The organism is Nocardioides asiaticus, from assembly GCF_040049175.1.
Taxonomy (GTDB): domain Bacteria; phylum Actinomycetota; class Actinomycetes; order Propionibacteriales; family Nocardioidaceae; genus Nocardioides; species Nocardioides cheoyonin.
On the sequence record NZ_JBDZDM010000008.1, the window covers coordinates 64,303 to 91,017 of the forward strand.

23 protein-coding genes are annotated in these 26,715 nt (G+C 70.6%); 22 read left to right on the plus strand and 1 reads right to left on the minus strand.

What is annotated here, in order from left to right:
- Positions 1 to 3: 3 nt before the first annotated feature.
- The 3 genes from ABLE53_RS23605 (at position 4) to ABLE53_RS23615 (ending at position 4,041) form a co-directional block, all read left to right on the plus strand.
- On the plus strand, positions 4 to 564 hold the full coding sequence (locus ABLE53_RS23605; protein ID WP_348861756.1) for an adenine phosphoribosyltransferase: 561 nt from the start codon (positions 4 to 6) through the stop codon (positions 562 to 564).
- Between the two features lie 110 nt (positions 565 to 674).
- Positions 675 to 2,906 carry a RelA/SpoT family protein gene (locus tag ABLE53_RS23610; protein WP_348861757.1) on the plus strand — a complete coding sequence of 744 codons (2,232 nt, stop codon included), beginning with the start codon at positions 675 to 677 and terminating at the stop codon, positions 2,904 to 2,906.
- Between the two features lie 10 nt (positions 2,907 to 2,916).
- A complete protein-coding gene (locus ABLE53_RS23615) occupies positions 2,917 to 4,041 on the plus strand; it encodes a hypothetical protein (protein ID WP_348861629.1) in 1,125 nt (374 codons plus the stop codon).
- A gap of 119 nt (positions 4,042 to 4,160) precedes the next feature.
- Here ABLE53_RS23615 and ABLE53_RS23620 read toward each other — a convergent pair whose 3' ends face one another.
- A complete protein-coding gene (locus ABLE53_RS23620; RefSeq protein WP_348861630.1) occupies positions 4,161 to 5,396 on the minus strand; it encodes a DUF349 domain-containing protein in 1,236 nt (411 codons plus the stop codon).
- 159 nt (positions 5,397 to 5,555) lie between these two features.
- On the opposite strand from ABLE53_RS23620, the gene ABLE53_RS23625 reads away from it, so the two are divergent.
- The 19 genes from ABLE53_RS23625 to ABLE53_RS23715 all read left to right on the plus strand — a co-directional run bounded on the left by ABLE53_RS23625 (position 5,556) and on the right by ABLE53_RS23715 (position 26,712).
- Complete coding sequence (locus ABLE53_RS23625; RefSeq protein ID WP_348861631.1) at positions 5,556 to 6,269, plus strand: MBL fold metallo-hydrolase; 714 nt, start codon at positions 5,556 to 5,558, stop codon at positions 6,267 to 6,269.
- A 5-nt stretch (positions 6,270 to 6,274) separates the two neighbouring features.
- Complete coding sequence (hisS, locus tag ABLE53_RS23630; protein WP_348861632.1) at positions 6,275 to 7,642, plus strand: histidine--tRNA ligase; 1,368 nt, start codon at positions 6,275 to 6,277, stop codon at positions 7,640 to 7,642.
- Positions 7,639 to 9,426, plus strand: coding sequence for an aspartate--tRNA ligase (gene aspS, locus ABLE53_RS23635; RefSeq protein ID WP_348861633.1), 1,788 nt, complete (start codon positions 7,639 to 7,641; stop codon positions 9,424 to 9,426). The genes hisS and aspS overlap by 4 nt, the downstream gene beginning before the upstream one ends.
- A gap of 158 nt (positions 9,427 to 9,584) precedes the next feature.
- A complete protein-coding gene (locus ABLE53_RS23640; RefSeq protein WP_348861634.1) occupies positions 9,585 to 10,598 on the plus strand; it encodes an ABC transporter permease in 1,014 nt (337 codons plus the stop codon).
- Between the two features lie 75 nt (positions 10,599 to 10,673).
- Positions 10,674 to 12,449, plus strand: coding sequence for an ABC transporter substrate-binding protein (locus ABLE53_RS23645; protein WP_348861635.1), 1,776 nt, complete (start codon positions 10,674 to 10,676; stop codon positions 12,447 to 12,449).
- A 144-nt stretch (positions 12,450 to 12,593) separates the two neighbouring features.
- Complete coding sequence (locus tag ABLE53_RS23650; protein ID WP_348861636.1) at positions 12,594 to 13,601, plus strand: ABC transporter permease; 1,008 nt, start codon at positions 12,594 to 12,596, stop codon at positions 13,599 to 13,601.
- Entirely contained in the window at positions 13,598 to 14,689 is a 1,092-nt protein-coding gene (locus ABLE53_RS23655) for an ABC transporter ATP-binding protein (RefSeq protein ID WP_348861637.1), read from the plus strand. Before ABLE53_RS23650 ends, ABLE53_RS23655 begins: the two co-directional genes overlap by 4 nt.
- A 197-nt stretch (positions 14,690 to 14,886) precedes the next feature.
- Positions 14,887 to 16,005, plus strand: coding sequence for an ABC transporter ATP-binding protein (locus ABLE53_RS23660; RefSeq protein WP_425474914.1), 1,119 nt, complete (start codon positions 14,887 to 14,889; stop codon positions 16,003 to 16,005).
- 60 nt (positions 16,006 to 16,065) lie between these two features.
- Entirely contained in the window at positions 16,066 to 17,457 is a 1,392-nt protein-coding gene (locus ABLE53_RS23665) for a replication-associated recombination protein A (RefSeq protein ID WP_348861758.1), read from the plus strand.
- A 24-nt stretch (positions 17,458 to 17,481) separates the two neighbouring features.
- Positions 17,482 to 18,021: a hypothetical protein gene (locus ABLE53_RS23670; RefSeq protein ID WP_348861639.1), complete on the plus strand. Its 540-nt coding sequence runs from the start codon at positions 17,482 to 17,484 to the stop codon at positions 18,019 to 18,021.
- Positions 18,018 to 18,320, plus strand: a complete 303-nt coding sequence (locus ABLE53_RS23675) for a DUF6167 family protein (RefSeq protein ID WP_348861640.1) — start codon at positions 18,018 to 18,020, stop codon at positions 18,318 to 18,320. Before ABLE53_RS23670 ends, ABLE53_RS23675 begins: the two co-directional genes overlap by 4 nt.
- Positions 18,321 to 18,343: 23 nt before the next feature.
- Positions 18,344 to 21,019, plus strand: coding sequence for an alanine--tRNA ligase (alaS, locus tag ABLE53_RS23680; RefSeq protein ID WP_425474915.1), 2,676 nt, complete (start codon positions 18,344 to 18,346; stop codon positions 21,017 to 21,019).
- On the plus strand, positions 21,019 to 21,492 hold the full coding sequence (gene ruvX / locus ABLE53_RS23685; protein WP_348861642.1) for a Holliday junction resolvase RuvX: 474 nt from the start codon (positions 21,019 to 21,021) through the stop codon (positions 21,490 to 21,492). Before alaS ends, ruvX begins: the two co-directional genes overlap by 1 nt.
- On the plus strand, positions 21,485 to 22,738 hold the full coding sequence (gene mltG / locus ABLE53_RS23690; RefSeq protein ID WP_348861643.1) for an endolytic transglycosylase MltG: 1,254 nt from the start codon (positions 21,485 to 21,487) through the stop codon (positions 22,736 to 22,738). The genes ruvX and mltG overlap by 8 nt, the downstream gene beginning before the upstream one ends.
- Before the next feature lie 7 nt (positions 22,739 to 22,745).
- The gene (locus ABLE53_RS23695) at positions 22,746 to 23,576 is read left to right on the plus strand and encodes a shikimate dehydrogenase (RefSeq protein ID WP_348861644.1); all 831 of its coding nucleotides are present in this window, start codon (positions 22,746 to 22,748) and stop codon (positions 23,574 to 23,576) included.
- 245 nt (positions 23,577 to 23,821) lie between these two features.
- Complete coding sequence (locus ABLE53_RS23700; RefSeq protein WP_348861645.1) at positions 23,822 to 24,580, plus strand: prepilin peptidase; 759 nt, start codon at positions 23,822 to 23,824, stop codon at positions 24,578 to 24,580.
- A gap of 25 nt (positions 24,581 to 24,605) precedes the next feature.
- The gene (locus tag ABLE53_RS23705; protein ID WP_348861646.1) at positions 24,606 to 24,749 is read left to right on the plus strand and encodes a ribbon-helix-helix domain-containing protein; all 144 of its coding nucleotides are present in this window, start codon (positions 24,606 to 24,608) and stop codon (positions 24,747 to 24,749) included.
- On the plus strand, positions 24,746 to 25,336 hold the full coding sequence (locus tag ABLE53_RS23710) for a VOC family protein (RefSeq protein WP_348861647.1): 591 nt from the start codon (positions 24,746 to 24,748) through the stop codon (positions 25,334 to 25,336). Before ABLE53_RS23705 ends, ABLE53_RS23710 begins: the two co-directional genes overlap by 4 nt.
- Positions 25,333 to 26,712, plus strand: coding sequence for an MFS transporter (locus ABLE53_RS23715; RefSeq protein WP_348861648.1), 1,380 nt, complete (start codon positions 25,333 to 25,335; stop codon positions 26,710 to 26,712). Before ABLE53_RS23710 ends, ABLE53_RS23715 begins: the two co-directional genes overlap by 4 nt.
- Positions 26,713 to 26,715: the final 3 nt, after the last annotated feature.

Below are 26,715 nucleotides of genomic sequence, written 5' to 3' on the forward strand. Positions count from 1 at the left end.
CAGGTGACGACAGTGCCGAGCCCGGGGTCGTCGCTCGAGGAGGTCCTCGCGCGACTCGTCGCCGACGTCCCCGACTTCCCAGAGCCCGGGGTGATGTTCAAGGACATCACGCCGCTGCTGGCCGACCACGACGGCTTCACCCAGGTCGTGGACGCCCTCTCCGCCGCCGGGCGTGACGGGGCCGGCCGGCCGGCGGTGACGAAGGTGCTCGGCATGGAGTCGCGCGGGTTCATCCTCGGCGCGCCGGTCGCGCTCGACCTCGGCGTCGGGTTCGTGCCGGTCCGCAAGGCCGGGAAGCTGCCCCGTCCGACGTACGCCGTGTCGTACCAGCTGGAGTACGGCGAGGCCACCCTCGAGATCCACCGCGACGCCGTCCAGCCGGGGGAGCGGGTGCTGCTCGTCGACGACGTGCTGGCGACCGGCGGCACGCTCGGCGCGACCCGGCAGCTGGTCGAGAAGAGTGGTGGCGTCGTCGCCGGCGTCTCGGTCCTGCTCGAGCTCTCCTTCCTGTCCGGCCGCGATGCCATCGGGGACCTCCCGCTGACGTCTCTGCTGACGGTCTGAGGGCCCCGCACTAGACTCTGGGTATGGCAGAGGAGCGCGCCGTCGCAGCCCCCCGGGAGCGTGCTGCCCAGGTGCGCGAGGGCGGACCCGGCGCACCCTCGGGTCGCAGCATGCGGGCCCGGCTCGCCCGGATGGGCTCGCGCAGCCAGAACGGCAACCCGGTCCTCGAGCCGCTGTTCCGCGCCGTCCGCGCCAACCACCCGAAGGCCGACCTCGCGCTGCTCGAGCGTGCCTACGCCAAGGCCGAGAAGCTCCACGGCACCCAGATGCGCAAGAGCGGGGACCCCTACATCACCCACCCGCTCGCGGTGACGACCATCCTCGCCGAGCTCGGCATGACCGAGCCGACGCTGGTCGCCGCGCTGCTCCATGACACGGTCGAGGACACGCCGTACACCCTCGACGAGCTGACCCGCGACTTCGGCGAGGAGGTCGCACTCCTCGTCGACGGGGTGACCAAGCTCGACAAGGTGGTCTACGGCGACTCCGCCCAGGCCGAGACGATCCGCAAGATGATCGTGGCGATGTCGAAGGACATCCGCGTCCTCGTCATCAAGCTCGCCGACCGGCTCCACAACATGCGCACGCTGCGCTACGTCCCGCAGAAGAGCCAGGAGCGCAGCGCCCGCGAGACCCTCGACATCTACGCCCCGCTGGCCCACCGGCTCGGCATGAACACCATCAAGTGGGAGCTCGAGGATCTCGCCTTCGCGACCCTGCACCCGAAGATCTACGACGAGATCGTGCGCCTGGTCGCCGAGCGCGCGCCGTCGCGCGACAAGTTCCTCGCCGAGGTGATCAGCCAGGTCGAGAACGACCTGCGCGAGGCCAAGATCAAGGCGACCGTGACCGGGCGGCCGAAGCACTACTACTCGATCTACCAGAAGATGATCGTCGGAGGTAAGGAGTTCTCCGAGATCTACGACCTGGTCGGCATCCGCATCCTGGTGGCGGAGGACCGCGACTGCTACTCCGTCCTCGGCGTGCTCCACTCGCGCTGGAACCCCGTGCTCGGGCGGTTCAAGGACTACGTCGCGATGCCGAAGTTCAACATGTATCAGTCGCTCCACACCACCGTCATCGGCCCGACGGGCAAGGCGGTGGAGATGCAGATCCGGACCTTCGCGATGCACCGCCGGGCAGAGTACGGCGTCGCGGCGCACTGGAAGTACAAGGAGGACTCGCGCGCCGGGCTCGACACCGACAAGCTCGCCAAGGACGACATGAGCTGGGTCAAGCAGCTCATGGACTGGCAGTCGGAGGTCGAGGACCCCGGCGAGTTCCTCGAGTCGCTGCGGTTCGAGATGAACCGCACCGAGGTCTACGTCTTCACCCCGCGCGGCGACGTGATCGCGCTGCCCGCCGAGGCCACCCCGGTCGACTTCGCGTACGCCGTCCACACCGAGGTCGGCCACAAGACCATCGGCGCGCGGGTCAACGGCCGGCTCGTACCCCTCGAGTCGACCCTCGAGAGCGGTGACGTCGTCGAGGTCTTCACCTCCAAGTCACCGACGGCCGGTCCCTCACAGGACTGGCTGACCTTCGTGAAGTCCAACCGCGCCCGCGCGAAGATCCGGCAGTGGTTCACCAAGGAGCGGCGCGACGAGGCGATCGAGAGGGGCCAGGAGCAGATCGCCAAGCTGATGCGCAAGGAGGGGCTGCCGCTCAAGCGGCTGATGTCCCACGACTCGCTCATGCTGGCCGCCCGGCACTTCAACATCGCCGACGTCACTGCCTTGTACGCCGCGGTCGGCGAGGGCAACCTGTCCGCCCAGGCCGTCGTACGCCGGGTGATCGAGGAGCACGGCGGCAGCGAAGGCGCCCAGGAGGACCTCGCCGAGGCGGTCACGATCACCGGGCGCCGCAACCGCGGCAAGGTCTCCACCTCCGGCACCGACGCGGGCGTCATCGTCAAGGGCGCCTCCGACGTGTGGGTCAAGCTCGCCAAGTGCTGTACGCCGGTCCCCGGCGACCCGATCCTCGGCTTCGTCACCAAGGGCGGCGGAGTCTCGGTCCACCGCCAGGACTGCACCAACGCCGCGGAGCTCAAGACCCACCCCGAGAAGCTCCTCGACGTCGAGTGGGGGTCCACGGCCAACTCGACGTTCCTGGTCAACATCCAGGTAGAGGCCCTCGATCGCTCCCGGTTGCTCTCCGACATCACGATGGCGCTCTCCGACGCCCACGTGAACATCCTCTCCGCCCAGCTCACCACCACCCGCGACCGCGTCGCGAAGAGCCGCTTCACCTTCGAGATGGCCGATGCCAAGCATCTCGACACCGTCCTCAAGGCGGTCCGCGGCGTCCCCGGCGTCTTCGACGCCTACCGCGTGACCCAGTAGCGCGGGCGGGGTGGGGGAGGAGTCCCCGGTTCACCGGGGACTCCTGAACTTCCCGGGCGAAATGGTGCCCAGGAAGTTACGCAATACCCCCGACAGTTGCGACCGCACGACGGTTGTCCACAACTGGCATGATCGCCGGAGTAGGTCGACGATCATGGGGCATCTCCGGTGCATGACCATTGCTGCCGATGATCCCCGTCTGACCCCGATCATGCTCCGCAAGGAGCTGCTTGCGTCCGGGCACAACGAGAAGTCGCTCGCCCACGCACTGAGGCGCAAGGACCTGGATCGGGTGCGTTGGGGTGCCTATGTGTCCGGCCCGACGTGGACGACGATGAGCGAGGAGCAGAGGTACGCCGTCGTCTGTCGTGCGGCGTACCGACAGGCCAGGACGGGTGTGGTGCTCTCACACACCTCGGCGCTGCCGTTCCTGGAGGCACCGGTCTGGGGGCTGAGGCTCGATGAGGTCCACCTCACCAGGACCGACGAGAGAAGCGGCCGGCGGGAGGCCGGCGTCCGCCAGCACAGCGGCAAGCTCCTCGAGGGCGACACGGTGACGAAGTACGGGCTCACGTTCACGAACGCGGCGAGGGCGGCGCTCGAGGTGACGACGATCGGCTCGGTCGAGGCAGCGCTTGTCGTGGTCTGCGATCTCTTGCACCGGAAGCTGACGACGCCTCACGACCTGCGGCAACGCTACGAGGAGACGATGGAGCAATGGCCCTATTCGCTCCGCACCGAGCTCGTACTCCGTCTCGCCGACCCGCGCATCGAGACTGTCGGCGAGGCGCGCACCTGGCACTTCATGTGGCGACACAGCCTGCCGAAGCCAGAGCCACAGTACGAGGTCTACGACGACGCGGGGGACCTGGTTGCCCGACTTGACTTCGCCCTGCCTGAGTGGGGCGTGTGGTTCGAGTTCGACGGCAAGGTGAAGTACGTGAGACACCGAAAGCCGGGTGAGAGCGTCACGGATGTCGTGCTCCGGGAGAAGGGCCGGGAGGGACATGTCAGCGAGATCACCGGCTGGCGCTGCATCAGGATCACGTGGGACGACCTCGCGAACCCGGAGCGACTGGCCGCGCGGATCTGGAAGGTCCTTCTCGAGGTGCGGTCGTCCCGACGCCGTCCCTGATCAGCTTTCACTCCAGTCACACGAAAGAGGCAGTTGCTGAACTTTGCGGGCGAAATGGTGCCCGGGAAGTTCAGGAGTCCCCGGTGAACCGGGGACTCCCACCATGCAACCGCCGAACGTCAGCTGAAGTCCGCGGAGGCGCGCCGAGCCATCTCGAGGAACTGCCGCCGGGACTCGAGGTTCTCCTCGAGCGACGCGATGCGGCGGGCGTCGCCGGCGGTGCGGGCCGTCGCGAGGTCCGCTTCGACCTGCGCGATGGCGGCCTGCAGCTTGTTGATCATGTCGTCGGCCCGGGCAGACTTCTCCGGGTCGGACTTGCGCCACTGGTCGTCCTCGGCGGACTTGATCGCCTGCTCGACCCGCCGGATGCCGGACTCGAGCTCCTTGATCCGGTCCCGGGGGACCTTGCCGGCCTCGTCCCAGCGCACGGCGATGTCGCGGAAGGCCCGCTTCACGCCGTCGAGGTCGCCGCTCTCGAGCTGGGGGAGGAGCGCCTGCGCCTCGGCGAGGAGGCCCTCCTTGACCTTGGCGTTCTCGGCGAACTCGGCGTCGAGCGCGGCGTTGGCGGCGTCGCGGGCGCCGAAGAAGGTGTCCTGGGCGCCGCGGAACCGCTTCCAGAGCGCGTCGTCGACGTCCTTGGGCGCCGGCCCGGCGGCCTTCCACTGCCGCATCAGGTCGCGGTAGCGCCCGGCCGTCGGACCCCAGTCGGTCGACTCGGCGAGCTCCTCGGCCTCCACGACGAGCCGCTCCTTGATCGCTCGCGCGGCCTCCCGCTTCTCGTTGACCTCGGCGAAGTGCGCCTTCCGGCGGCGGGTGTACGCCGTCCGCGCGGTCGAGAAGCGACGCCAGAGCGCATCGTCGCTGGAGCGGTCGATCCGGGGGAGCGCCTTCCACTGCTCGAGGAGCTCGCGCAGCCGGTTGGCGCCGTTGCGCCAGTCGTTGCCCTGGGCGAGCTGCTCGGCCTCGGCGACGAGCGCCTCCTTCTGCACGCGCGCCTCCGCGGCCCGCGCCGCGCGCTCGGCCTTGCGGGCCTCCCGCTGGGTGGCGATGACCGGCGTGAGGGCGTCGAGGCGGGCGGCGAGGCCGGCGAGATCTCCGACGGCGTTCGCCTCGAGGACCTTCGTGCGGACCGTCTTCACGGCCTCGGTTGCCTCGTCGGGCGAGGTCTTGCCGGCGTGGACCCTGCGCTCGAGCTGCTCGACCTCGAAGGCGAGCTGGTCGAAGCGATTGGTGAAGAACGCCATCGCCTCCTCGGGCGTCCCCTCGGGGTAGGACCCGACGGCGCGCTCGCCCTCGGCCGTCTTCACGTAGACGGTGCCTTCCTCGTCGACCCGACCCCACTGCTCGCTGGTCACAGATGTTCCTCATCGTTGGCCGGCCGCGGCCGGCGTGTCACTGGCGGCGTCCGACCAGTCCCCGCGATCTAGCACAGGGTGCTGTCGGCACCTCGGGGTGCCATCGTAGTCAGAGGGCGCGATGCGACGCTCCCGAGTCCCAGTCGATAGGGTGAACTCGTGTTGATCGCCGGCTTCCCCGCGGGACCGTGGGGCACGAACTGCTATGTCGCGGCCACCGGCCCCGGCAGCGAGTGCGTCGTGATCGACCCGGGCAAGGACGCCGCCGACGGCATCGCGGAGGTGGTCCGCGAGCAGCGGCTGAAGCCGGTCGCGGTCCTGCTGACCCACGGCCACGTCGACCACATGTGGAGCGTGACGCCGGTCAGCGGGACGTACGACGCCACCGCCTGGATCCACCCGAGCGACCGCCACCTGCTCACCGATCCGCTCGCCGGCCTCTCCCGGGAGAGCGCCGCCATGCTGCTGGGCGGGAACTACGAGTTCACCGAGCCGGACGACGTACGCGAGCTGGCGGACCTGCAGGACCTCGAGCTCGCCGGCCTGACGTTCACCGTCGACCACACCCCGGGCCATACCGAGGGGTCGGTCACCTTCCGGACTCCGTACGCCGACCACCCCGACGTCAGCGAGGTCATGTTCTCCGGCGACCTGCTGTTCGCGGGCTCCATCGGACGGACGGACCTTCCGGGCGGTGACCACGCCACGATGCTGCGCAGCCTCACCACCAAGGTGCTGCCGCTCGCCGACGACATCGTGGTGCTCCCCGGTCACGGCGAGCAGACGTCCATCGGTCGCGAGCGCGCGACCAACCCCTTCCTCCTCGACCTCGACACCGAGGGCGAGGCGGGTCGAGTCACCCGAGGTCTTTGAGCCACATGAGCAAGCCCACCCCGCTGAGCGGGTTCCCCGAGCTGCTGCCTGCCGCACGCGTCGTGGAGCGCGAGGTCATCTCGTCGCTGTCCCACACCTTCGAGCTGCACGGCTTCGCCAACATCGAGACCCGCGTGGTCGAGCCGCTCGACCGGCTCGCCAAGGGCGGGGAGATCGACAAGGAGATCTACGTCCTCCGCCGCCTGCAGGCGGGTGAGGAGGAGGGCGACGCCGGCCTCGGCCTGCACTTCGACCTGACGGTGCCGTTCGCGCGCTACGTCCTCGAGCACGCCGGCCACCTCGAGTTCCCGTTCCGGCGCTACCAGATCCAGCCGGCCTGGCGGGGGGAGCGGCCGCAGGAGGGCCGCTACCGCCAGTTCACCCAGGCCGACGTCGACATCGTCGGCAAGGACGTGCTGCCGTTCCACCACGACGTCGAGGTCATGCGGGTGATGGTCGACGCGCTCGACGCGCTCCCGATCCCGCCGGTGAGCTTCCAGTTCAACAACCGCAAGCTGATCCAGGGCTTCTACCGCGGCCTCGGCCTGCCCGACGTCACCGCCGCGATCCGCACCATCGACAAGCTCGACAAGCTGCCGGCGGAGACCGTGGCCGACCTGCTCGTCAGCGACGCCGGCGCGACGCCCGAGCAGGCGCAGCGCTGCCTCGAGCTCGCCACGATCCGGGTCGGCGACGCCTCCTTCGTCGACGGCGTCCGGGCACTCGGCGTCGAGGACGAGCTGCTCGACGAAGGTCTGGCCGAGCTGGCCGCCGTCGTCGAAGGCTGCTCGGCGGGCGACCACCGGCATGTCACGGTGGAGGCCAACCTCCGGATCGCCCGCGGCCTGGACTACTACACCGGCACCGTCGTCGAGATCTTCATGAGCGGCTACGAGCGGCTGAAGTCGGTCGGCGGCGGAGGCCGCTACGACGCGCTCGCGTCCGACGGACGTACGACGTACCCCGGCGTCGGCGTCTCCTTCGGTGTCTCCCGCTCGCTGATCCCGCTGCTCGCAGACGGCGTACTCGCCGGGAGCCGGCCGGTCCCGAGCGCCGTCCTCGTCGCGGTGACCGACGAGGAGCACCGGGCCGACGCCGATGCGGTCGCGGCCCAGCTGCGGGCGCACAATGTCGCGTGCGAGGTCTCGCCGAGCGCCGCGAAGTTCGGCAGGCAGATCCGCTTCGCGGAGCGGCGCGGCATCCCGTACGTCTGGTTCACCACCACCCAGGAGGACGGAACCGCGGCGTACGAGGTCAAGGACATCCGCAGCGGGAAGCAGGTGCCGGCGGACCCCGCGACCTGGGAGCCGCCCGTCGAGGACCTCCGACCGCACGCGATCGAGCACGTGATCAACGAGAGTGAGCAGCAGTGATCCGCACCTTTGACGCCGGCGCCCTCCGCGCCGACCACGTCGGCCAGACCGTCACGCTCGCCGGCTGGGTGGCCCGGCGGCGCGATCACGGCGGGGTCGCATTCCTCGACCTCCGCGAGGCCAGCGGCGTCGTCCAGGTCGTCGTGCGCGACGAGGAGGTCGCGCACCACCTGCGCAGCGAGTACTGCATCAAGGTCACGGGCGAGGTCGTCGCGCGCAAGCCCGGCAACGAGAACCCCAACCTCGCCACCGGCGAGATCGAGGTCGTCGCGACCGACGTCGAGGTGCTCAGCGCCTCCGCCCCGCTGCCGTTCCCGATCGACGACGCTGCGTCGCAAGGTGCGGGCGAGGTGGGGGAGGAGACGCGGCTGAAGCACCGCTACCTCGACCTGCGTCGTACCGGCCCGGGCAACGCGCTGCGCCTGCGCAGCCAGGTCAACAAGGCCGCCCGCGACGTGCTCCACGCCCACGACTTCGTCGAGATCGAGACGCCGACGCTGACCCGCAGCACCCCCGAGGGGGCTCGTGACTTCCTGGTCCCGGCACGCCTGCAGCCCGGCAGCTGGTACGCCCTCCCGCAGTCCCCGCAGCTGTTCAAGCAGCTGCTGATGGTCGCCGGCATGGAGCGCTACTTCCAGATCGCGCGCTGCTACCGCGACGAGGACTTCCGCGCCGACCGTCAGCCGGAGTTCACCCAGCTCGACATCGAGATGAGCTTCGTCGACCAGGACGACGTCATCGCGCTCGCCGAGGAGGTCGTCAGCGCCCTGTGGAAGCTGGTCGGGTACGACGTACCCACCCCGCTGCCGCGGATGACCTACGCCGACGCCATGGCGAAGTACGGCTCGGACAAGCCCGACCTGCGGATGGGCCACGAGCTCGTGGAGTGCACCGAGTACTTCAAGGACACGCCGTTCCGCGTCTTCCAGGCGCCGTACGTCGGGGCCGTGGTGATGCCCGGGGGAGCGAGCCAGCCGCGCAAGCAGCTCGACGCCTGGCAGGAGTGGGCCAAGCAGCGCGGCGCCAAGGGCCTCGCCTACGTCCTCGTGCAGGACGACGGCGAGCTCGCCGGCCCGGTCGCCAAGAACATCACCGACGAGGAGAAGGCCGGCCTGGCCGCCCACGTCGGCGCGAACCCCGGCGACTGCATCTTCTTCGCCGCCGGGCTCCCCAAGCCCAGCAGGGCGCTGCTCGGCGCCGCCCGCCTCGAGATCGGCCGCCGCTGCGGCCTCATCGACGAGGACGCCTGGAGCTTCCTGTGGGTCGTCGACGCGCCGCTCTTCGAGCCCGCCGACGAGGCCACCGCCGCCGGCGACGTGGCCGTCGGCCACGGAGCCTGGACCGCCGTCCATCACGCGTTCACCAGCCCGCAGGACCTCGAGTCGTTCGACAAGGACCCCGGCAGCGCCCTGGCCTGGGCCTACGACATCGTCTGCAACGGCAACGAGATCGGCGGCGGCTCGATCCGTATCCACCGTGAGGACGTCCAGAAGCGGGTCTTCGAGGTGATGGGGCTCGGCGAGGCCGAGGCGGAGGAGAAGTTCGGCTTCCTCCTCGAGGCCTTCAAGTACGGCGCGCCGCCCCACGGCGGGATCGCGTTCGGATGGGACCGGATCGTCGCGCTGCTCGCCGGGGTGGACTCCATCCGCGAGGTGATCGCCTTCCCGAAGTCCGGCGGAGGCTTCGATCCCCTCACCTCAGCGCCCGCGCCGATCACGGCCGAGCAGCGCAAGGAAGCCGGTGTGGACGCCGTTCCGGCGCAAGAGATCGCGTCCGAGGGCTGATCTACGCGAAACAACTCGACAACGGGTTGAGACCAGATCGTTACTCACGAGCGACTCCCACCGCGGCCGCCGTGACATAGAGTCCCTTGCGGCGCGAAACATGCCGGTCGCATCTCGGGCAAGCGATTTTCCGGTCTTAGCACGTGATTGAGGTGAAGATGTCGGCAGACCTTGCCGCAGAAGGGGCCGTCGAGGCCGCGCACGAGAAGGACGCGAGCGACTCCGGACTCCCGCAGGGCGGGATCGCGGGCAAGTCGCCCCTCCAGATCGCGCTCGGCCGGCTCCGGCGTGACTGGCTGGCGATGATCTGCCTCGCGATCGTGGTGCTCTTCGCGCTCATCGCGATCTTCGCGCCGCTGATCTGCAAGATCTTCGGCGTCAGCACCGACACCGTGCTCGCCAGCTCCTACCTCGACTGGCGCAACGGTCTCCCGCTCAAGGGCCCGCCGCTGCACGGCTTCGACCCCAACCACCCCTTCGGCATCGCGCCGAAGACCGCCGACGACAACCTCGCGTGGTGGGTCTACGGATGCCGTACGTCGCTGGAGATCGCGACGATGGCAACCGTCGTGTCGACGGTGATCGGCGTGACGCTCGGCCTGCTCGCCGGGTTCCTCGGCGGGATCGTCGACAAGGTCATCTCGTTCTTCACCGACCTGTTCCTGACGATCCCGTTCATCCTCGCCGCGCTGGTGCTCGCCCCGATCATCAACCAGCGCTTCAACACCAGCTCCCACTACAGCCAGATCCAGTTCTGGGTGCTCGTCGCGATCCTGAGCTTCTTCTACTGGATGAGCATCGCCCGACTCGTGCGCGGCGAGGTGCTCTCGCTGCGCGAGCGCGAGTTCGTCCAGGCCGCCCGCGTGCTCGGCATGCCGACCCGCCGGATCCTCTTCCGCGAGCTCCTGCCGAACCTCACCGGCCCGATCATCGTGAGCGTGTCGCTCGCCCTGCCGACGTTCGTGTCGGCGGAGGCCGGCCTCGCCTACCTCGGCATCGGCCTCAACGGCGCGGTCTCGTGGGGCCAGGTCATCCTCAAGGCGTCGGACTACTTCGACACCTATCCGCTCTACCTCTGGGAGCCGCTCCTCGGCGTCGTCGTCCTGGTGCTGGCCCTCAACCTCCTCGGCGACGCGGTCCGGGACGCGTTCGATCCGAAGACGCGCCGCTGACCCAGCAAACTCAGCGGCCCTCGACGTCGCCCCGAACCTCGACGGGGCACGACTATGAAAAGGAAAGGCTGGACAATGAGACGGAGCAAGCCGCTCGCGGCCATTGCTGGCGTCGCTCTGTTCGCCCTGGCCGCATGCGGCTCGGGCGGCGGGAGCGACGAGTCTCCTTCGGGCAACGACACCTTCGGTGTCCAGAAGGATGTGAAGGACAAGGACCCGTCGGCGAAGGGACCCGCCCCCGAGGTCGAAGGCGCCCAGAAGGGCGGGACCATCACGGTCTACGACCCGGGCGACCCCGGCCCGCCGGACCTCGACCCCGACAACGGCTGGTCGGTCGTCGGCAACTCGATCGAGCAGGCGCTCCTCACCCGCTCGCTGACGCAGTACCGTCGCGACCCCGAGACCGGCAAGATGATCCTGGTCCCCGACCTGGCCACCGACCTCGGCACTCCCAACAAGGACTACACCGCCTGGACCTTCACCATCAAGGACGGCGTGAAGTGGGAGAACGGCAAGCCCGTCACCGCCAAGGAGGTCGCCTTCGGCATCGCGCGGTCGATGGACACCGAGAACTTCCCGATGGGTGTCGGCCAGGCCTACTCGCAGACCTACTTCAAGGACGCCGGTAAGTACAAGGGCCCCTACAGCGACAAGAAGACCTCCTGGGAGAAGTGGGGCGGCGTGACGGTCAAGGGCAACTCCCTGACCATCCACATGAGCCAGACCTTCCCCGACATGGACTTCTACGCCGCGTTCATGGCGATCGGTCCGGTGCCGCTCAACGCCGGCCCGGCCTCCGAGTACGGCAAGCACCCGCTCGCCACGGGCCCCTACAAGATCCAGTCGTTCGACCCCGAGAAGCAGCTGGTTCTGGTCAAGAACCCGGAGTGGGACCCGAAGACCGACCCGGCGCGCCACCAGTACGCCGACAAGTGGATCATCAAGTTCGACACCGACCAGGACAAGACCGACCAGATCATGCTGAGCAACTCCGGCGCGGGTGACACCTCGCTGTCGTTCAGCATCAACACCTCGGCCAACCTGGACAAGTTCAAGAGCACCCTCGGCGACCGCCTCATCCAGCAGTCGTCGCAGTGCACCTCGTTCTGGATGCCGGACTACACCAAGATCAAGGACATCAACGTCCGCAAGGCGATCGCCTACGGCTACCCGTACGCCGACGCCTGGCTCGCCGCCGGTGAGGTCCCGAACGTCACCCGCGTCCCGGCCAACACGATCATGCCTCCGGGCATGGCCGGCAAGGACGAGGACTTCCAGGTCGACGGGAAGCAGATCACCTACGACCCGGCCAAGGCCAAGGAGCTGCTCGACAAGGCCGGCTACGCACCTGGCGAGTACAAGCTGTACGCCGCCTACTACGAGCCCGACCCGCTCGCCGTCGCGACGATGAAGCAGGTCAAGAAGGGCCTCGAGCAGGCCGGCTTCGACGTCACCTACTACCCGATCCAGGACAGCCCGTCCACGGTCTACGGTGACGCCAACAACAAGGTGAACAAGAAGCTCAACATCCGTGCGGTCGGCTGGTGCTCCGACTGGCCGTCGGCGCTGACGTTCATCCCGCCGCTGCTGCAGACCGGCCAGTACTACAACTTCGAGAAGTTCTCGGAGAAGGCTGTCGACGACCAGATCAAGAAGATCCCGTCGATGCCGCTGGAGGACCAGCCGGACGCCTGGGGCGACCTGGACAAGAAGATCATGACTGACTACTTCCCGGTCATCCCGCTCTCCTACAACAACTACCTGTTCCCGATGGGCAAGAAGATCGGCGGGTACAGCGGTGACGGCGAGATCGCTGCACCGAACTTCAAGGACCTCTACGTCACGAAGTGAGTCCTGACCCCGGTGGTCGGTCCGCCCGACCGGCCACCGGGACCGCTTCCTCGGCAGTGGGCGGGTCCGCACGGGCCCGCCCACTCCGCGGAGCCACTGCCGTTCGTCCACCGGCACCGACCTTCCAGCCCCAAGAAGGACACCGTGTTCGCCTACATCGTCAAACGACTGCTCTCCGGGATCCTGGTCCTGTTCCTGGTCTCCCTGGCAGTCTTCCTGCTCTTCTGGTACGGCCCCTCCAGCCCCGCGCAGCCGATCTGCGACCGCTCGACCTCGAACCACTGCACGCCCGAGGCGCTGCACCGGTTCGAGCACCAGCTCGGCTACGACAACCCGGTGCTGTCCGAGTACGGCACGTTCATGAAGGGCATCGTCGCCGGGCGTGAGATCCCGGTCGGCAGCCTGAAGGTCGACTGCAAGGCCCCGTGCTTCGGCGTCTCGTACCAGACCTCGCAGCCGGTGTGGCAGGAGATGAAGGGGCGGCTGCCGGCGACGCTCTCGGTGGCCGTCGGCGGCGGCGCGCTCTACCTGATCCTCGGCGTCCCCATCGGGATCGCCGCAGCGAGACGAAGAGGCACCCTGGGGGACAAGGTGCTGGTCTCGTCCTTCCTCGTGCTCAGCTCGGTCCCGTACTACCTGTTCGCGCTCCTGGCGTGGCTCTACGTCACGCTCATCATCGGCGTGCCGGGCCTGAAGACGACCGGCTACTTCCCACTCACCGACAATCCGGCGAAGTGGTTCCAGGGGCTCGCACTCGCCTGGATCGTCCTCGGCATCTTCGGGTGTACGACGTACACCAGGTACACCCGGGCCTCGATGGTCGAGGTGTTCAACGAGGACTACATGCGCACGGCCAAGGCGAAGGGCCTGCCGACGCGCACTATCGTCTACAAGCACGGCCTGCGGGCGGCGCTGGTGCCGGTCATCACGATCTTCGGCATCGAGTTCGGCACCCTGCTGGCCGGCACGATCTTCACCGAGTACATCTTCGAGATCCAGGGCATCGGGTACTGGGCACTCGACGCGGTCCAGCACATGGACCTCCCGGTCGTGCTGGCGACCGCCCTCTTCAGCGCGACCGCACTGATCATCAGCAACCTGATCGTGGACGTGATCTACGGTGTCCTCGACCCCCGAGTGAGGCTTTCGTGACCCAGCCGACCCTCTCCGCCCACTCCTCCGCGACCGAGGAGCCGCTGCTCGTCGTCGAGGACCTGACGGTCAAGTTCCCGACCGAGGACGGCCTCCTCACCGCTGTCACCGGTCTCAGCTACACCGTCCAGCGCGGTCGCACCCTCGGCATCGTCGGCGAGTCCGGCTCCGGCAAGTCGGTCTCCAGCATGGCGGTCCTGGGTCTGCACGATCCCAAGCGCAGCCACATCACCGGCTCGATCCGGGTCAACGGCACCGAGGTCGTCGGCCTGTCCGAGTCGGGCATGCGCAAGCTGCGCGGCCAGGAGATCGCGATGATCTTCCAGGACGCCCTCGCCGCGCTGCACCCGTTCTACCGGGTGGGCTCACAGCTGGCCGAGGCCTACCTCGTGCACCACCCGAAGGCCTCCAAGCGGGACGCCCGCCGCAAGGCGATCGAGATGCTCGACCGGGTCGGGATCCCGCAGCCGGACCGGCGCGTCGACGACTACCCGCACCAGTTCTCCGGAGGCATGCGGCAGCGCGCGATGATCGCGATGGGCCTGATCAACGACCCGTCCCTCATCTTCGCCGACGAGCCGACCACCGCCCTCGACGTGACCGTCCAGGCACAGATCCTCGACCTGCTCCAGGACCTGCAGCGCGAGTTCAACTCGGCGGTCGTGATGATCACCCACGACCTCGGCGTCATCGCCGAGATGGCCGACGACGTCCTGGTGATGTACGCCGGCCGCGGGGTCGAGTACGGCTCGACCAAGGAGATCCTCACCCACCCCGAAATGCCCTACACCTGGGGCCTGCTCTCCAGCGTGCCGGACGTCAACTCCAGCACCGACGCGCGGCTCATCCCGATCCCCGGCAACCCGCCGAGCCTGCTGTCGCCGCCGTCGGGCTGCCCGTTCCATCCCCGCTGCCCGCACAAGGACAAGGTGCCCGGCGACCTCTGCAGCACGCTGCTGCCCGAGTTCGTCCCCGGCACGCGCGGCTCCGGCCACCTGAAGCGCTGCCACCTTGCCAACCCCGACGCGATCTACGAGTCCGAGGTCCTTCCGGAGATCGCGCCCGACCTCGTGGAGGAAGAGGCCTGATGTCCGACGTCAATCCCGAGATCGACGAGCAGGGCGCCGACCTCGAGAAGAGCGCCGAGCCCGAGGGCTCGGCTCCCGGCCTCGCCCCCACCGAGGAGGTCGAGACGACGTCGTTCGACGAGCTCGTCGGCGACGCCCACGCGGCCGCCGAGCTCGACCCCGAGGCGCCGGCGGTGCTCCGGGTCGAGGACCTCAAGATGTACTTCCCGGTCAGGAGCGCCGGCCTCGTACGCCGTACGATCGGCCACGTCCAGGCCGTCGACGGGATCTCCTTCCAGGTCCACAAGGGCAGCTCGCTCGGCCTCGTCGGCGAGTCCGGCTGCGGCAAGTCGACGACCGGCCGGATGATCACCCGGCTCTACAAGCCGACCGCCGGCAGCATGTGGTTCGGCGAGGGCGACAAGGCCGTCGACATCGCGAAGTACAGCAACCGCGAGCTGAAGCCGCTGCGCCGCGACGTCCAGATGATCTTCCAGGACCCCTACACGTCGCTGAACCCCCGTCACACGGTCGGCGCGATCATCGGGGCGCCGCTCGCGGTCCACAACGTGGTGCCGAGGAACAAGATCCTGCCGCGCGTCCAGGAGCTGCTCGAGGTCGTCGGCCTGAACCCGGAGCACTACAACCGCTACCCGAGCGAGTTCTCCGGCGGGCAGCGGCAGCGCATCGGCATCGCCCGCGCGCTGACGCTCAACCCGCGGCTGCTCGTGGCCGACGAGCCGGTCTCGGCGCTCGACGTGTCCATCCAGGCGCAGGTCATCAACCTGATGCAGGACATCCAGAAGGAGTTCGACGTCTCCTTCCTGTTCATCGCCCATGACCTCGCCGTGGTCAGGCACTTCTGCCCCGAGGTCGCGGTGATGTACCTCGGCAAGATCGTCGAGATCGGCGACCGCGAGAGCATCTACAGCCACGCGCAGCACCCCTACACCCAAGTGCTGCTCTCCGCGGTCCCCGACGTCAAGCAGGCCGCCGTCGGCGGGCGCCGCGAGCGCATCCAGATCGAGGGCGACGTCCCGAGCCCGATCAACCCGCCGTCCGGGTGCCGCTTCCGGACCCGCTGCCCGCTCGCGCAGGAGATCTGCGCGAAGGTCGAGCCGCCGCTCATGCAGACCGGTCCGCGCCACAAGGTCGCCTGCCACTTCCCGGGCGAGCTGGGCAAGCACCCCGAGTCCCCGTTGACCGCGCGGCTGCTCGGCGTCGACGACCAGGGCAACCCCGACCCGGCCGCCGGCCCGGCGCAGAACCTCGACGCCGGCTCCGGCTACGCCGACACCTGGTTCGACCTGGAGAAGCGCACCTTCGGGCGAGCGTAGGGAGCCCGGAAGCCCGCTGGAGACCACGAATAGGCTGAGACGGTGGACGGCCTCTTCGAGATGGAAACCGGCGGCAGCCGTACGCCGGGCGGCTCGCTCGCCGACAGCGACCATGCCGCGGCGCCGCTCGCCGTACGCATGCGGCCGCGGACGCTCGACGAGCTCGTCGGCCAGGAGCAGCTCCGGGCGCCCGGGTCGCCGCTGCGGCAGCTGATCGAGGGCGGCCACTCGCTCTCGCTGCTGCTGTGGGGGCCGCCGGGCACCGGGAAGACCACCATCGCCTCCATCGTCGCCGGCCGGCACGGCGTGAGCCCGCAGACCGACCGGCGCTTCGTGGAGGTCTCCGCGGTGTCGGCGGGGGTCAAGGAGGTGCGCGCGGCGATCGACGCCGCCCGTGCCGAGCTGGTCTCGACCGGCCGGGAGACGGTCCTCTTCGTCGACGAGGTGCACCGGTTCAGCAAGGCCCAGCAGGACGCGCTGCTGCCCGGCGTCGAGAACCGCTGGGTGACGCTGGTCGCCGCGACCACGGAGAACCCGTTCTTCTCGGTGATCTCGCCACTCCTGTCGCGCAGCCTGCTGCTGCGGCTGGAGTCCCTGACCGACGACGACGTACGCGGCGTCCTCCAGAAGGCGCTGACCGACGAGCGCGGCCTCGCCGGGCGGTTCACCATCGACGACGACGCGCTCGAGCACCTCGTACGCCTCTCGGGCGGTGACGCGCGGCGTGCGCTCACCTACCTCGAGGCCGCGGCGGGCGCCGCGGAGACGGTGTCGAAGGGCTCGACGGGCTCGACCGACGGGGCGACCGTGATCGACCTGAAGACCGCGGAGACGGCCGTCGACCAGGCGGCGGTGCGCTACGACCGGCAGGGCGACCAGCACTACGACGTCGTGAGTGCGTTCATCAAGTCGGTGCGGGGCTCCGACGCGGACGCGGCGCTCCACTACCTCGCCCGGATGCTGGAGGCGGGGGAGGATCCGCGGTTCATCGCCCGGCGGCTGATGATCCTGGCCTCGGAGGACATCGGACTCGCCGACCCGACCGCGCTCCAGACCGCCGTCGCCGCGGCCCAGACGGTCCAGCTGATCGGGCTGCCGGAGGGCCAGCTCACCCTGGCCCACGCGACCATCGCGCTCGCCGTCGCGCCCAAGTCCAACGCCGTGACCACCGCCATCGGGGCGGCGGTCGCCGACGTGAGGGCCGGGAAGATCGGGCAGGTGCCGCCACACCTGCGCGACGCGCACTACCCGGGCGCGAAGAAGCTCGGTCACGGGGAGTCCTACAAGTACGCCCACGACGAGCCGTTCGGCATCGCCGAGCAGCAGTACGCCCCCGACGTGATCGCCGACGCCGAGTACTACAAGCCCACCTCCCACGGCGCCGAGGCGGCCGTCAAGGAGCGCTGGGAGCGGATCCGCCGGATGGTCCGGGGCGGGCAGGATCAGGGGTAGTCGGGCGCGATAGGGTCGGGGGTCATGACGACTCCTCTGATGGCCTCGATGGCGAGCCGCTGGAGCGTGCCGCTGTGGGCCGCCGTGGCGGCCGGGATCGTCCTCGTCGCACTCGTCGTGGCGGTTGCGCTCGCTCTGGCCGGCCGGGCTCGTGCGCGGCGCCGTGCCGAGGAGTCCCGCGCGGCCGGGGCGGAGCTGCTCGAGCGGCTCGAGGCGCTCGAGCGTGCCGTCGCCGCGAACGGCGGCCGGCCGGGGGGCGTCGTACGCACGGAGCGTGAGTTCGTCATCACCTCGCTCGGCGGACCCGAGCAGCCGGCACCGGTCCCGGCGCTGCCGGCGGGCGCGTTCGCCGACGCCGTGCTGCGCGACACCGTCGTGCACGCCGCGGCGCTCGCCCACGGCGTACGCCGGGCGCTCTCTCCTGAGGTGCGCAACCGGATCCGCTTCGAGATGCGCCGCGAGCTGCGGCGTACGCGCAAGGAGCGCAAGACCGAGGTGCGCGAGGCGCTGCGGGAGTACCGCGCCAAGCACCGCGCCGACATCCCCGACGGTGAAGTGGCGTGAACCGCGCGTTCTGGTTCGCCGCCGGCGCCGGCGCGGGGATCTACGCGATGATCCGCGGCCGCCGCGCCGCCGAGGCGCTGACGGTCGAGGGCCTGCGCGACCGGATGCAGGCGCTCGGCGTGGGCGCGCGCATCTTCCGCGAGGAGCTGGCGCAGGGCCGCGCGGAGAAGGAATCGGAGTTGCGCGAGCGGTACGCCGCGGCGTACGACTCGACCCCACAGCTACCGGCGCACCGGACCCCGGCCGACGTCGCCGAGCTCCCCGCCCGCACGTACGACGAGGAAGGCAGCACCCCCTGATGGACCCCGAGTCCGGCACCGCGCTGAGCACCGCGGAGATCCGCCGGCGCTTCACCGCGCACTTCGCCGACGACACGACCGTCGGTCCCCACGCCGTCGTGCCGTCGGCGCCGCTGCTCGTCGACGACCCCAACCTGCTCTTCGTCAACGCGGGCATGGTGCCGTTCAAGCCGTACTTCCTCGGCCAGGAGACCCCGCCGTTCAAGCGGGCCACGAGCATCCAGAAGTGCATCCGCACGCCCGACATCGAGGACGTCGGCAAGACCACCCGCCACGGCACGTTCTTCGAGATGTGCGGCAACTTCTCCTTCGGCGACTACTTCAAGGAGGGGGCGATCTCGCTCGCCTGGGAGCTGGTCACCAAGCCGCAGGTCGACGGCGGCTTCGGCTTCGACGAGGGCGTGCTCTACCCGTCGGTGCTGGACGGCGACGACGAGGCGGTCCACCTGTGGCGGAAGATCACCGGCCTGCCGGACGACCGGATCGTGCGGCTGCCACCGAAGGAGAACTACTGGTCGATGGGGATACCGGGTCCCGGCGGGCCGAGCTCGGAGATCCTGGTCGACCGCGGCGGGGCCTACGGCAAGGACCGGGACTGGGACGCCGGCGACCGCTACATGGAGATCTGGAACCTCGTCTTCATGCAGGACGTCCTCTCGGAGGTGAGGTCCAAGTCGGAGTTCACCATCGCCGGCTCGCTGCCGCGCAAGAACATCGACACCGGCATGGGCCTCGAGCGGGTCGCCTACCTGCTGCAGGGCAAGGCCAACATGTACGAGACCGACGTGATGTTCCCGGTCATCGAGAAGGCCGAGGAGCTCACCGGCAAGAAGTACGGCGCCGACGACCAGGACGACGTCCGCTTCCGCGTGGTCGCCGACCACGTGCGCAGCTCGATGATGCTCATCGGCGACGGTGTCACCCCCGGCAACGAGGCCCGCGGCTACGTCCTGCGGCGGCTGCTGCGGCGCGCCGTACGCTCCATGCGGCTGCTCGGCTGCGAGGACCGCGTGCTGCCCGAGCTGATGCCGGTGAGCCGCGACAAGATGGGGGAGACCTACACCGAGCTCCACCGCGACTGGGACCGCATCTCGGCCGTCGCGTACGCCGAGGAGGACGCCTTCCGGCAGACCCTGAGGTCGGGCACCCAGATCTTCGACCTCGCGACCGCCGAGGTGAAGAGGGCCGGCGGCACGCAGCTCTCCGGCGACCGCGCGTTCGCACTGCACGACACCTACGGCTTCCCGATCGACCTCACCCTCGAGATGGCGGCCGAGCAGGGGCTCTCGGTCGACGAGGAGGGCTTCCGCCGCCTCATGCAGGAGCAGCGCGACCGGGCGAAGGCAGACGCGCGCGCCAAGCGCGGCGCCCACAAGGACGCCGCCGCCTACCGCGAGGTGGCCGACTCGCTCGGCCACGCGGTCCGCTTCACGGGCTACGACGTGACCACCGACGAGGGCACCGTCAGCGGCATCGTCGCCGACGGCGGCGTCGTCCCCTCCGCGACCGAGGGCGACGAGATCGAGCTGATCCTCGACCGCACGCCGTTCTATGCCGAGGGCGGCGGCCAGCTCGCCGACCACGGCACGATCGAGCTCGCCAACGGCGCCGTCGTCCGCGTCGAGGACGTGCAGTCCCCGGTCACCGGCGTCATCGTGCACAAGGCGCGGGTCGTCGCCGGCGAGGTGACGCCCGGGCTCGCCGCGCAGGCCACCGTCGACATCGAGCGGCGGCTGGCGATCAGCCGTGCCCACACGGCGACCCACATGGTCCACAAGGCCTTCCGCGAGGCGCTCGGCGAGACGGCCACGCAGGCCGGGTCCGAGAACGCCCCGGGCCGGTTCCGGTTCGACTTCTCGGCGACCGGCACCGTGCCCGCCTCGGTGATGGCCGACGTCGAGGCCCGGGTCAACGACGTGATCCTCGACGACCTCGCGGTCCGCGCCGAGATCATGAGCCAGAAGGAGGCGGTCGCGTCCGGCGCGATGGCCCTCTTCGGCGAGAAGTACGGCGACCAGGTGCGCGTCGTCAGCGTCGGCGACTGGGCGCGTGAGCTGTGCGGCGGCACCCATGCCGGCAGCTCGGGCAGGCTCGGCGTCATCAAGCTGCTCGGCGAGTCGTCCATCGGCTCCGGCGTACGCCGCGTCGAGGCGCTCGTCGGCTCCGACGCCTACCGCTTCCTGGCCCGCGAGCACGTGCTCGTCGCCCAGCTGGCCGAGCAGCTCAAGGCCCGGCCGGAGGAGCTGCCCGAGCGGATCGGCGACCTCGTCGAGCGGCTGCGCGCCGCCGAGAAGGAGATCGAGAAGGTCCGCACCGCCCAGCTGCTCTCCTCGGCGGGCTCGCTCGCCGACGGAGCCCTCGACGTCGACGGCGTCGCCGTGGTGGCGCAGCGCGTCCCCGGCGTCGGCGCCGGGGACGTACGCACGCTCGCGCAGGACGTGCGCGGCCGCATCCCAGGTGACCGGCCCGGGGTGGTCGTGCTCGCGGGCGACGCCGGCGGCAAGGTGGCGATCGTGGCCGCGGTCAACGACGCCGCCCGGGCCCGCGGGATCCGCGCGGGCGAGATCATCAAGGTGCTCGGCCCGGTCGTCGGAGGCCGTGGCGGCGGCAAGGACGACTTCGCCCAGGGGGGCGGCACCGACGTCGACCGGATCGACGAGGCGCTCGGACTCGTACCCGGCTTGGTGAACGCGAGCTGATGCGCTCCGGCGTGCGACTCGGGATCGATCCCGGGGACGCCCGGATCGGCGTCGCGCGCAGCGACCCGACGGGGTTCCTCGCGACCCCCGTCGAGACGGTGAGGCGCGGCCGCGGGGACCTCGCCCGGATCCGGGCGATCGTGGACGAGATCGCCGAGGACAGCACCGTCCTGGAGGTGGTCGTGGGACTGCCGCGCTCCCTCAAGGGAGGCGAGAACCCCGCCACCGCGAAGGTGCGCGCCTTCGCCGCCCGGCTGGCGCGTCGGCTGGCGCCCGTCCCGGTGAGGCTGGTCGACGAGCGCCTGACGACGGTCTCGGCGGAGGCTATGCTCCGAGACCGCGGTCGCAAGGGAGCCGACCGGCGTGCGGTGGTCGACCAGGCCGCCGCCGTACTCATCCTGCAACACGCCCTGGACACCGAACGCGCCTCGGGGGATGCGCCTGGAGAGATCGTGGAGGTCAGCGATGCCTGAACACGAGTACGGCCAGACCCCCGAGGACGAGCGGGGCTACGTCCCCGGGTTCGGGCCGGAGGACCCCGACGACCCCGAGTACGACTCCGAGTACGACTCCGAGTACGACTCCGAGCACGACGACTCGCCGCTGCCCCGCGCCGGGCATCGCGCCGAGCGGCGCGGGCGCTCCATCCCCGGCTGCCTCGCCGTCCTGGTGGCGCTGGTCGTCGTGGTGGGCGGCCTCTACTTCGGCGGCTCGAAGGCCTACCACGCGCTCAGCGACGCGCTGAGCGGCGGTCCGGACGACTACGCCGGCCCCGGCACGGGGAAGGTGACCTTCCAGGTCCACAAGGGCGACACGGCCACCGTGATCGGCCGCAACCTCAAGAGCGCCGGCGTGGTGAAGTCGGTCGACGCGTTCATCGACGCCGCCAACGACGACTCCCGGGCGAGCAGCATCCAGGTCGGCTACTACGTGCTCAAGAAGCAGATGAAGGCCACTGACGCGCTCGAGGTGCTGGTCAACCCGAAGAACCTCGTCCAGACGATGGTGACCATCCCCGAGGGCTACCGCGTCGAGGACATCGTCGACGCGCTGGCCAAGGAGACGAAGCTGCCCAGGAGCCGCTTCGAGAAGGCGGTCGAGTCCTCGAAGATCGGCCTGCCGGCGTACGCCCACGGCAACGCGGAGGGCTACCTCTTCCCGGCGACGTACGCCTTCGGGCCGAACGCCAAGCCCGTCGACATGATCAAGGCGATGGTCGACCGCTGGAAGCAGGCGATCGGCGACAACGACGTCGAGGCGGAGGCGAAGGATCTCGGCTACACGCCCGAGCAGGTCATGACGGTGGCGAGCCTGGTGCAGGCCGAGGGCCGCGGCAAGGACATGGGCAAGGTCGCGCGGGTCATCTACAACCGCGTCGAGCACCCCGGCACCGCCGGCCAGGCCGGCTACCTCCAGGTCGACGCCACGATCAACTACGCGCTCGGCCGCAGCGGCACGACGGCGGTGACCTCCGAGGACCAGCAGGTCGACTCGCCCTACAACACCTACACCCACACCGGGCTGCCGCCGGGCCCGATCGGCTCGCCGGGCGACGACGCGATCCAGGCGGCGCTGCACCCGACCGAGGGCGACTGGTACTACTACGTCACCGTCAACCTGCGGACCGGGGAGACGAAGTTCGCCGAGACGTACGACGAGTTCCTGAAGTACAAGGCGGAGTACCAGAAGTACTGCGAGACGCAGTCGGACCGCTGCTGAGGTGTCGATGAGGTGTGCCGTCCTGGGCGACCCGGTCGCCCACTCGCTCTCGCCCGTGCTGCATCGGGCGGCGTACGACGCGCTGGGTCTCGAGGGCTGGTCGTACGACGCCGTGCAGGTGCCCGCGGGGACTCTGAACTCGTTCCTCGGCGGCCTGGGGCCGCTGGCCGGCAGCGCGTGGCCGCCGGGGGAGTGGCGCGGGCTGTCGCTGACGATGCCGCTGAAGCGCGAGGCGATGGGGCTGGTCGCCTCCTGCTCGCACCGAGGCCGGCTCGTCGGGGCGGTCAACACCCTGGTGCGCACGTCGTACGGCTGGGCGGGGGACAACACCGACCTGCCCGGCGCCGTCGCCGCCGTACGCGAGAGGACGGAGGCGCCCATCACCCGGGGCGCGATCCTCGGCGCGGGCGCGACCGCGGCGTCGACCGGGCTCGCACTGGTCGAGCTCGGTGCGCGCGAGGTCGTGCTGCTCGCCCGCGACGCGTCCCGGGCCGAGGAGACGGTCGCAGTCGTCGCGGCCCACCCGGCCGGGCCGTCGGTCACCGTCGCGCCCCTCGACGCCACGCCCGACGCCGACGTCCTCGTCTCGACCATCCCGGCCTCCGCGCAGGACGAGGAGCTGGTCGGCCGGTGGCGGCAGGTGCCGGTGCTCTTCGACGTCGTCTACGACCCGTGGCCGACCCCCCTCGTCGCGGCCGCCGCCGGCGTCGTCGTCTCCGGGCTGGATCTGCTGGTGCACCAGGCGGCACTGCAGCACGCGCTCTTCACCGGCCGCGAGGCGCCGCTCGCGGCGATGCGGGCCGCGGGCGAGAGCGCGCTCGGTATCGTCCGCGCATGAGCGAGCGCCAGCGAGCGACCATTGGTGCTCTCACGCCGCCGCGTCCGTATCGTTTGTGTTGTCCCACGGAGGCGGCGGCATGAGCGAGCGCCAGCGAGCGACCATTGGTGCTCTCACGCCGCCGCGTCCGTATCGTTTGTGTTGTCCCACGGAGGCGGCGGCATGAGCGAGCGCCAGCGAGCGACCATTGGTGCTCTCACGCCGCCGCGTCCGTATCGTTTGTGTTGTCCCACGGAGGCGGCGGCGTGAGCGGATGGGCGGTCGGGGGCCTGTGCGCCGTCGTCGCCGGACTGCTCGGCCTGCTCGTGCCTGCGGCGATCGCCCGACTGCCCGAGCCGCCGCCCGGCCCGGAGCGGGAGTCCGAGGCAGATGCGCCCCCCGAGACCGCGCTGGAGCGGATGCTGCGCGAGGAGGGCCCCAAGGAGGCGTACGCCGACGTGGCCCGACTCCCGCTGCTCGGTCCGCTCGCGGCGCTCGCGTCGGCGGTGGTGGCCGGCGCGTGCGGGCTGCGCCTCGCCGAGGACCGGGTCCTCTTCGTGCTCGTGCCGCTGGCGCCGCTGCTGGTGCTGCTCTCGATCGTGGACTGGCGCACCCGGTTGCTGCCGCGGATCGTCGTCCTGCCCGCCACCGGCGTAGTCCTGCTGCTCGTGCTCCTCGAGTGGGCGCTCACGGGCGAGACCCACGTGCTGGTGCGCGCGCTCGTCGCGATGCTGGTCGCGCGGTCGTTCTTCTGGCTGCTCTGGTTCGTCAGGCAGGCGGGGATGGGGTTCGGCGACGTACGCCTCGCCGCGCTCGTCGGCCTCGTCCTGGGGCGGCTCGGCTGGAACGACTGGGTCCTCGGGCTGTACGGCGGCCTCGTCGTCTTCGCGCTGTGGGGGATCGGCCGGGCGGTCGTGAAGCGCTCGCGGGCCTCGCTGAAGCAGGCGCTGCCGTACGGCCCGTTCATGGTCCTCGGACTCGTCCTCGGCGTGCTGGTCGACGGGTCGGTGACGCTGTTCTCGTGACGTGAACACTTGCTAGCATGTGGTCATGCCGGAGAAGGCGCAGTTCACCATCTACCTCCCGCCCGAGCTGATCCGCGCGGTCAAGCACCGCGCCATCGACGACCAGGTGAGCCTGTCGGCGTTCGTGGAGGCGGCGCTGACGGCGTACCTCGCGAAGGAGCGGCGATGACCGTGGCCGGCGCGGTGGTCGCGGTCGTGCGCCCGCTGGTCTTCACCGACCGGCTCGACGAGGTCCGCGACGAGCTCGCCGGGCTCGGTCTGCACCCGCGCGAGGAGTCGATCGCAGGAGGCTGGGTGGACCTCGCGGGGGAGGGAGGCCTGGTCGCCCTCCACTCGGCGGCCGGCGCCGACCAGCCGACCGCGGAGGGGGAGACCTGGCTCTCGTTCGAGGTCGCGGACGCCGACGCTGCGGCCGACCGGCTGCGCGCCGCCGGGTTCGGGGACGCGCTCGTGACCGACGAGGCGTACGGACGCGAGGTCCGGGTCGCGACCCCCGACGCCGGGCTGCTCCGGATCGCCGAGGTCAAGCACGACCGCTACGGCTTCCGGGGTGACCGGAGCGTCGCAGGCAGCGGCGTCGTGCTCGCGGAGGTGCCCACCGGGGACCCCGCCGGCTGGGAGCCGCTGCTCGGCGCACTGGGACTGGACGCCGGCGACGACGGGGTCTCCTTCGGCGACCGCCGGTCGGGGATCGTCCGGCTGGTGCCCGGGCGACCGACGGCGTACGTCGGGGCGCGGCTGCGGGTCGTGACGTGACCGAGGGCTCGCTGCGCGAGATCTTCGCCGGTCGCCGTGGCCGGCTGCTGGCCGCGCTGCTCGCGGCCGAGCTCGGCGCGGCGGTCACCGGGATCGCCTACTCCACCGTCCTCCCGGTCGCCTCGGAGGAGCTCCACGGTGCCGGTCTCTACGGCGCCTGCGTGGTCGCCGCCAACCTCGCCTCGATCCTCGTCCTCGCCACCGGGCTCGGCCCGCTCACGCGGCTCTCCGCGCGGCGGACACTGCTCCTGGCGACGGTCGGCTTCCTCCTCGGCGTCGCGCTGTGCGCCGGTGCGTGGTCGATGTGGCTCGTCCTCGCCGGCATGGTCGTGCGCGGCCTGGCCGGTGGCCTGCTCGCGGGGTTCGGGCTGACCGCGATCGGGGCGCTGTACGACGACCGGCTGCGGCCCCGGGTGGTCGGACTGTTCGCGGTCGTGTGGCTGGTGCCCTCGCTCGCCGGGCCGGTCCTCAACAGCGTGGTGACGCTGGCGTCCTCCTGGCGGGTCGCGATGGCCTGGCCGGCGGTGCTCGTCGTCCTCGCGCGCGTGCTGGTCGGGCGTGACGCCGACCTCGTACCGTGGACGCGCGAGCAGGCCCGGCGGCTCGACGTCGGGCCTGCGCTCCTGCTCCTCGGTGGTCTCGCCGCGGCCGCCTGCGCGCCGGCGGCGGGCGGAGCGGCCGGGATCGCGCTGCTCGTCGGCGGCGTGGCGCTGGCCGCCGCGACGTCGGCCACGGTGCTGCGTCACCAGGTCGGCGACCCGGGGAGGTTGCGGGTGATGGTGACGTTCGCGCTGCTCTGCCTCGCCTTCTTCGGCGGCCACCAGCTCGCCTCGCTCGCCGCGGTCGCAGGGCTCGGTCGCGGCGTGGTCACGGCCGCGGTCACGGTCGGGGCCGCCCAGGTCGCCTGGTCATTGACCGGGCTGCGCCGCGGCGGCCGTCGTACGCTGCTCGGGGACGCGCCCGTCGTCGGGCTCGCCCTGGTCGCGGTCGGGCTCGCCGTCCTCGCCGCGACGCTGCTGGCCCGGCCGGACGGGCCCGTCGGACCGGTGCTCCTCGTCGGCGGCTGGACGGTCGGCGGCACCGGCATGGGCGTCGCCTACCGCCAGCTCTTCTCCGACGCCCTCGGCGGCCTGGAGACCGCGGCGGTCGCCCCGGCGGCCGTCGCGCTGGAGTTCGCCGAGCTCGCCGCGACGACGGTCGGGTCGCTGGCCGTCGGCGGGTGGTACTCCCTCGGCCACGTCGACGGCGCCCCCGCCCACACCACCCTCGGCTCGGCGCTCGCCGTCCTCGCGGTGGTGGCGGTCGCCGCAGCGCTGGCGTCGGCCGTGGCGAGGACCGCGCCCCACACTGTGCCCGTCGGAGACGAGCGGGCGTGATGA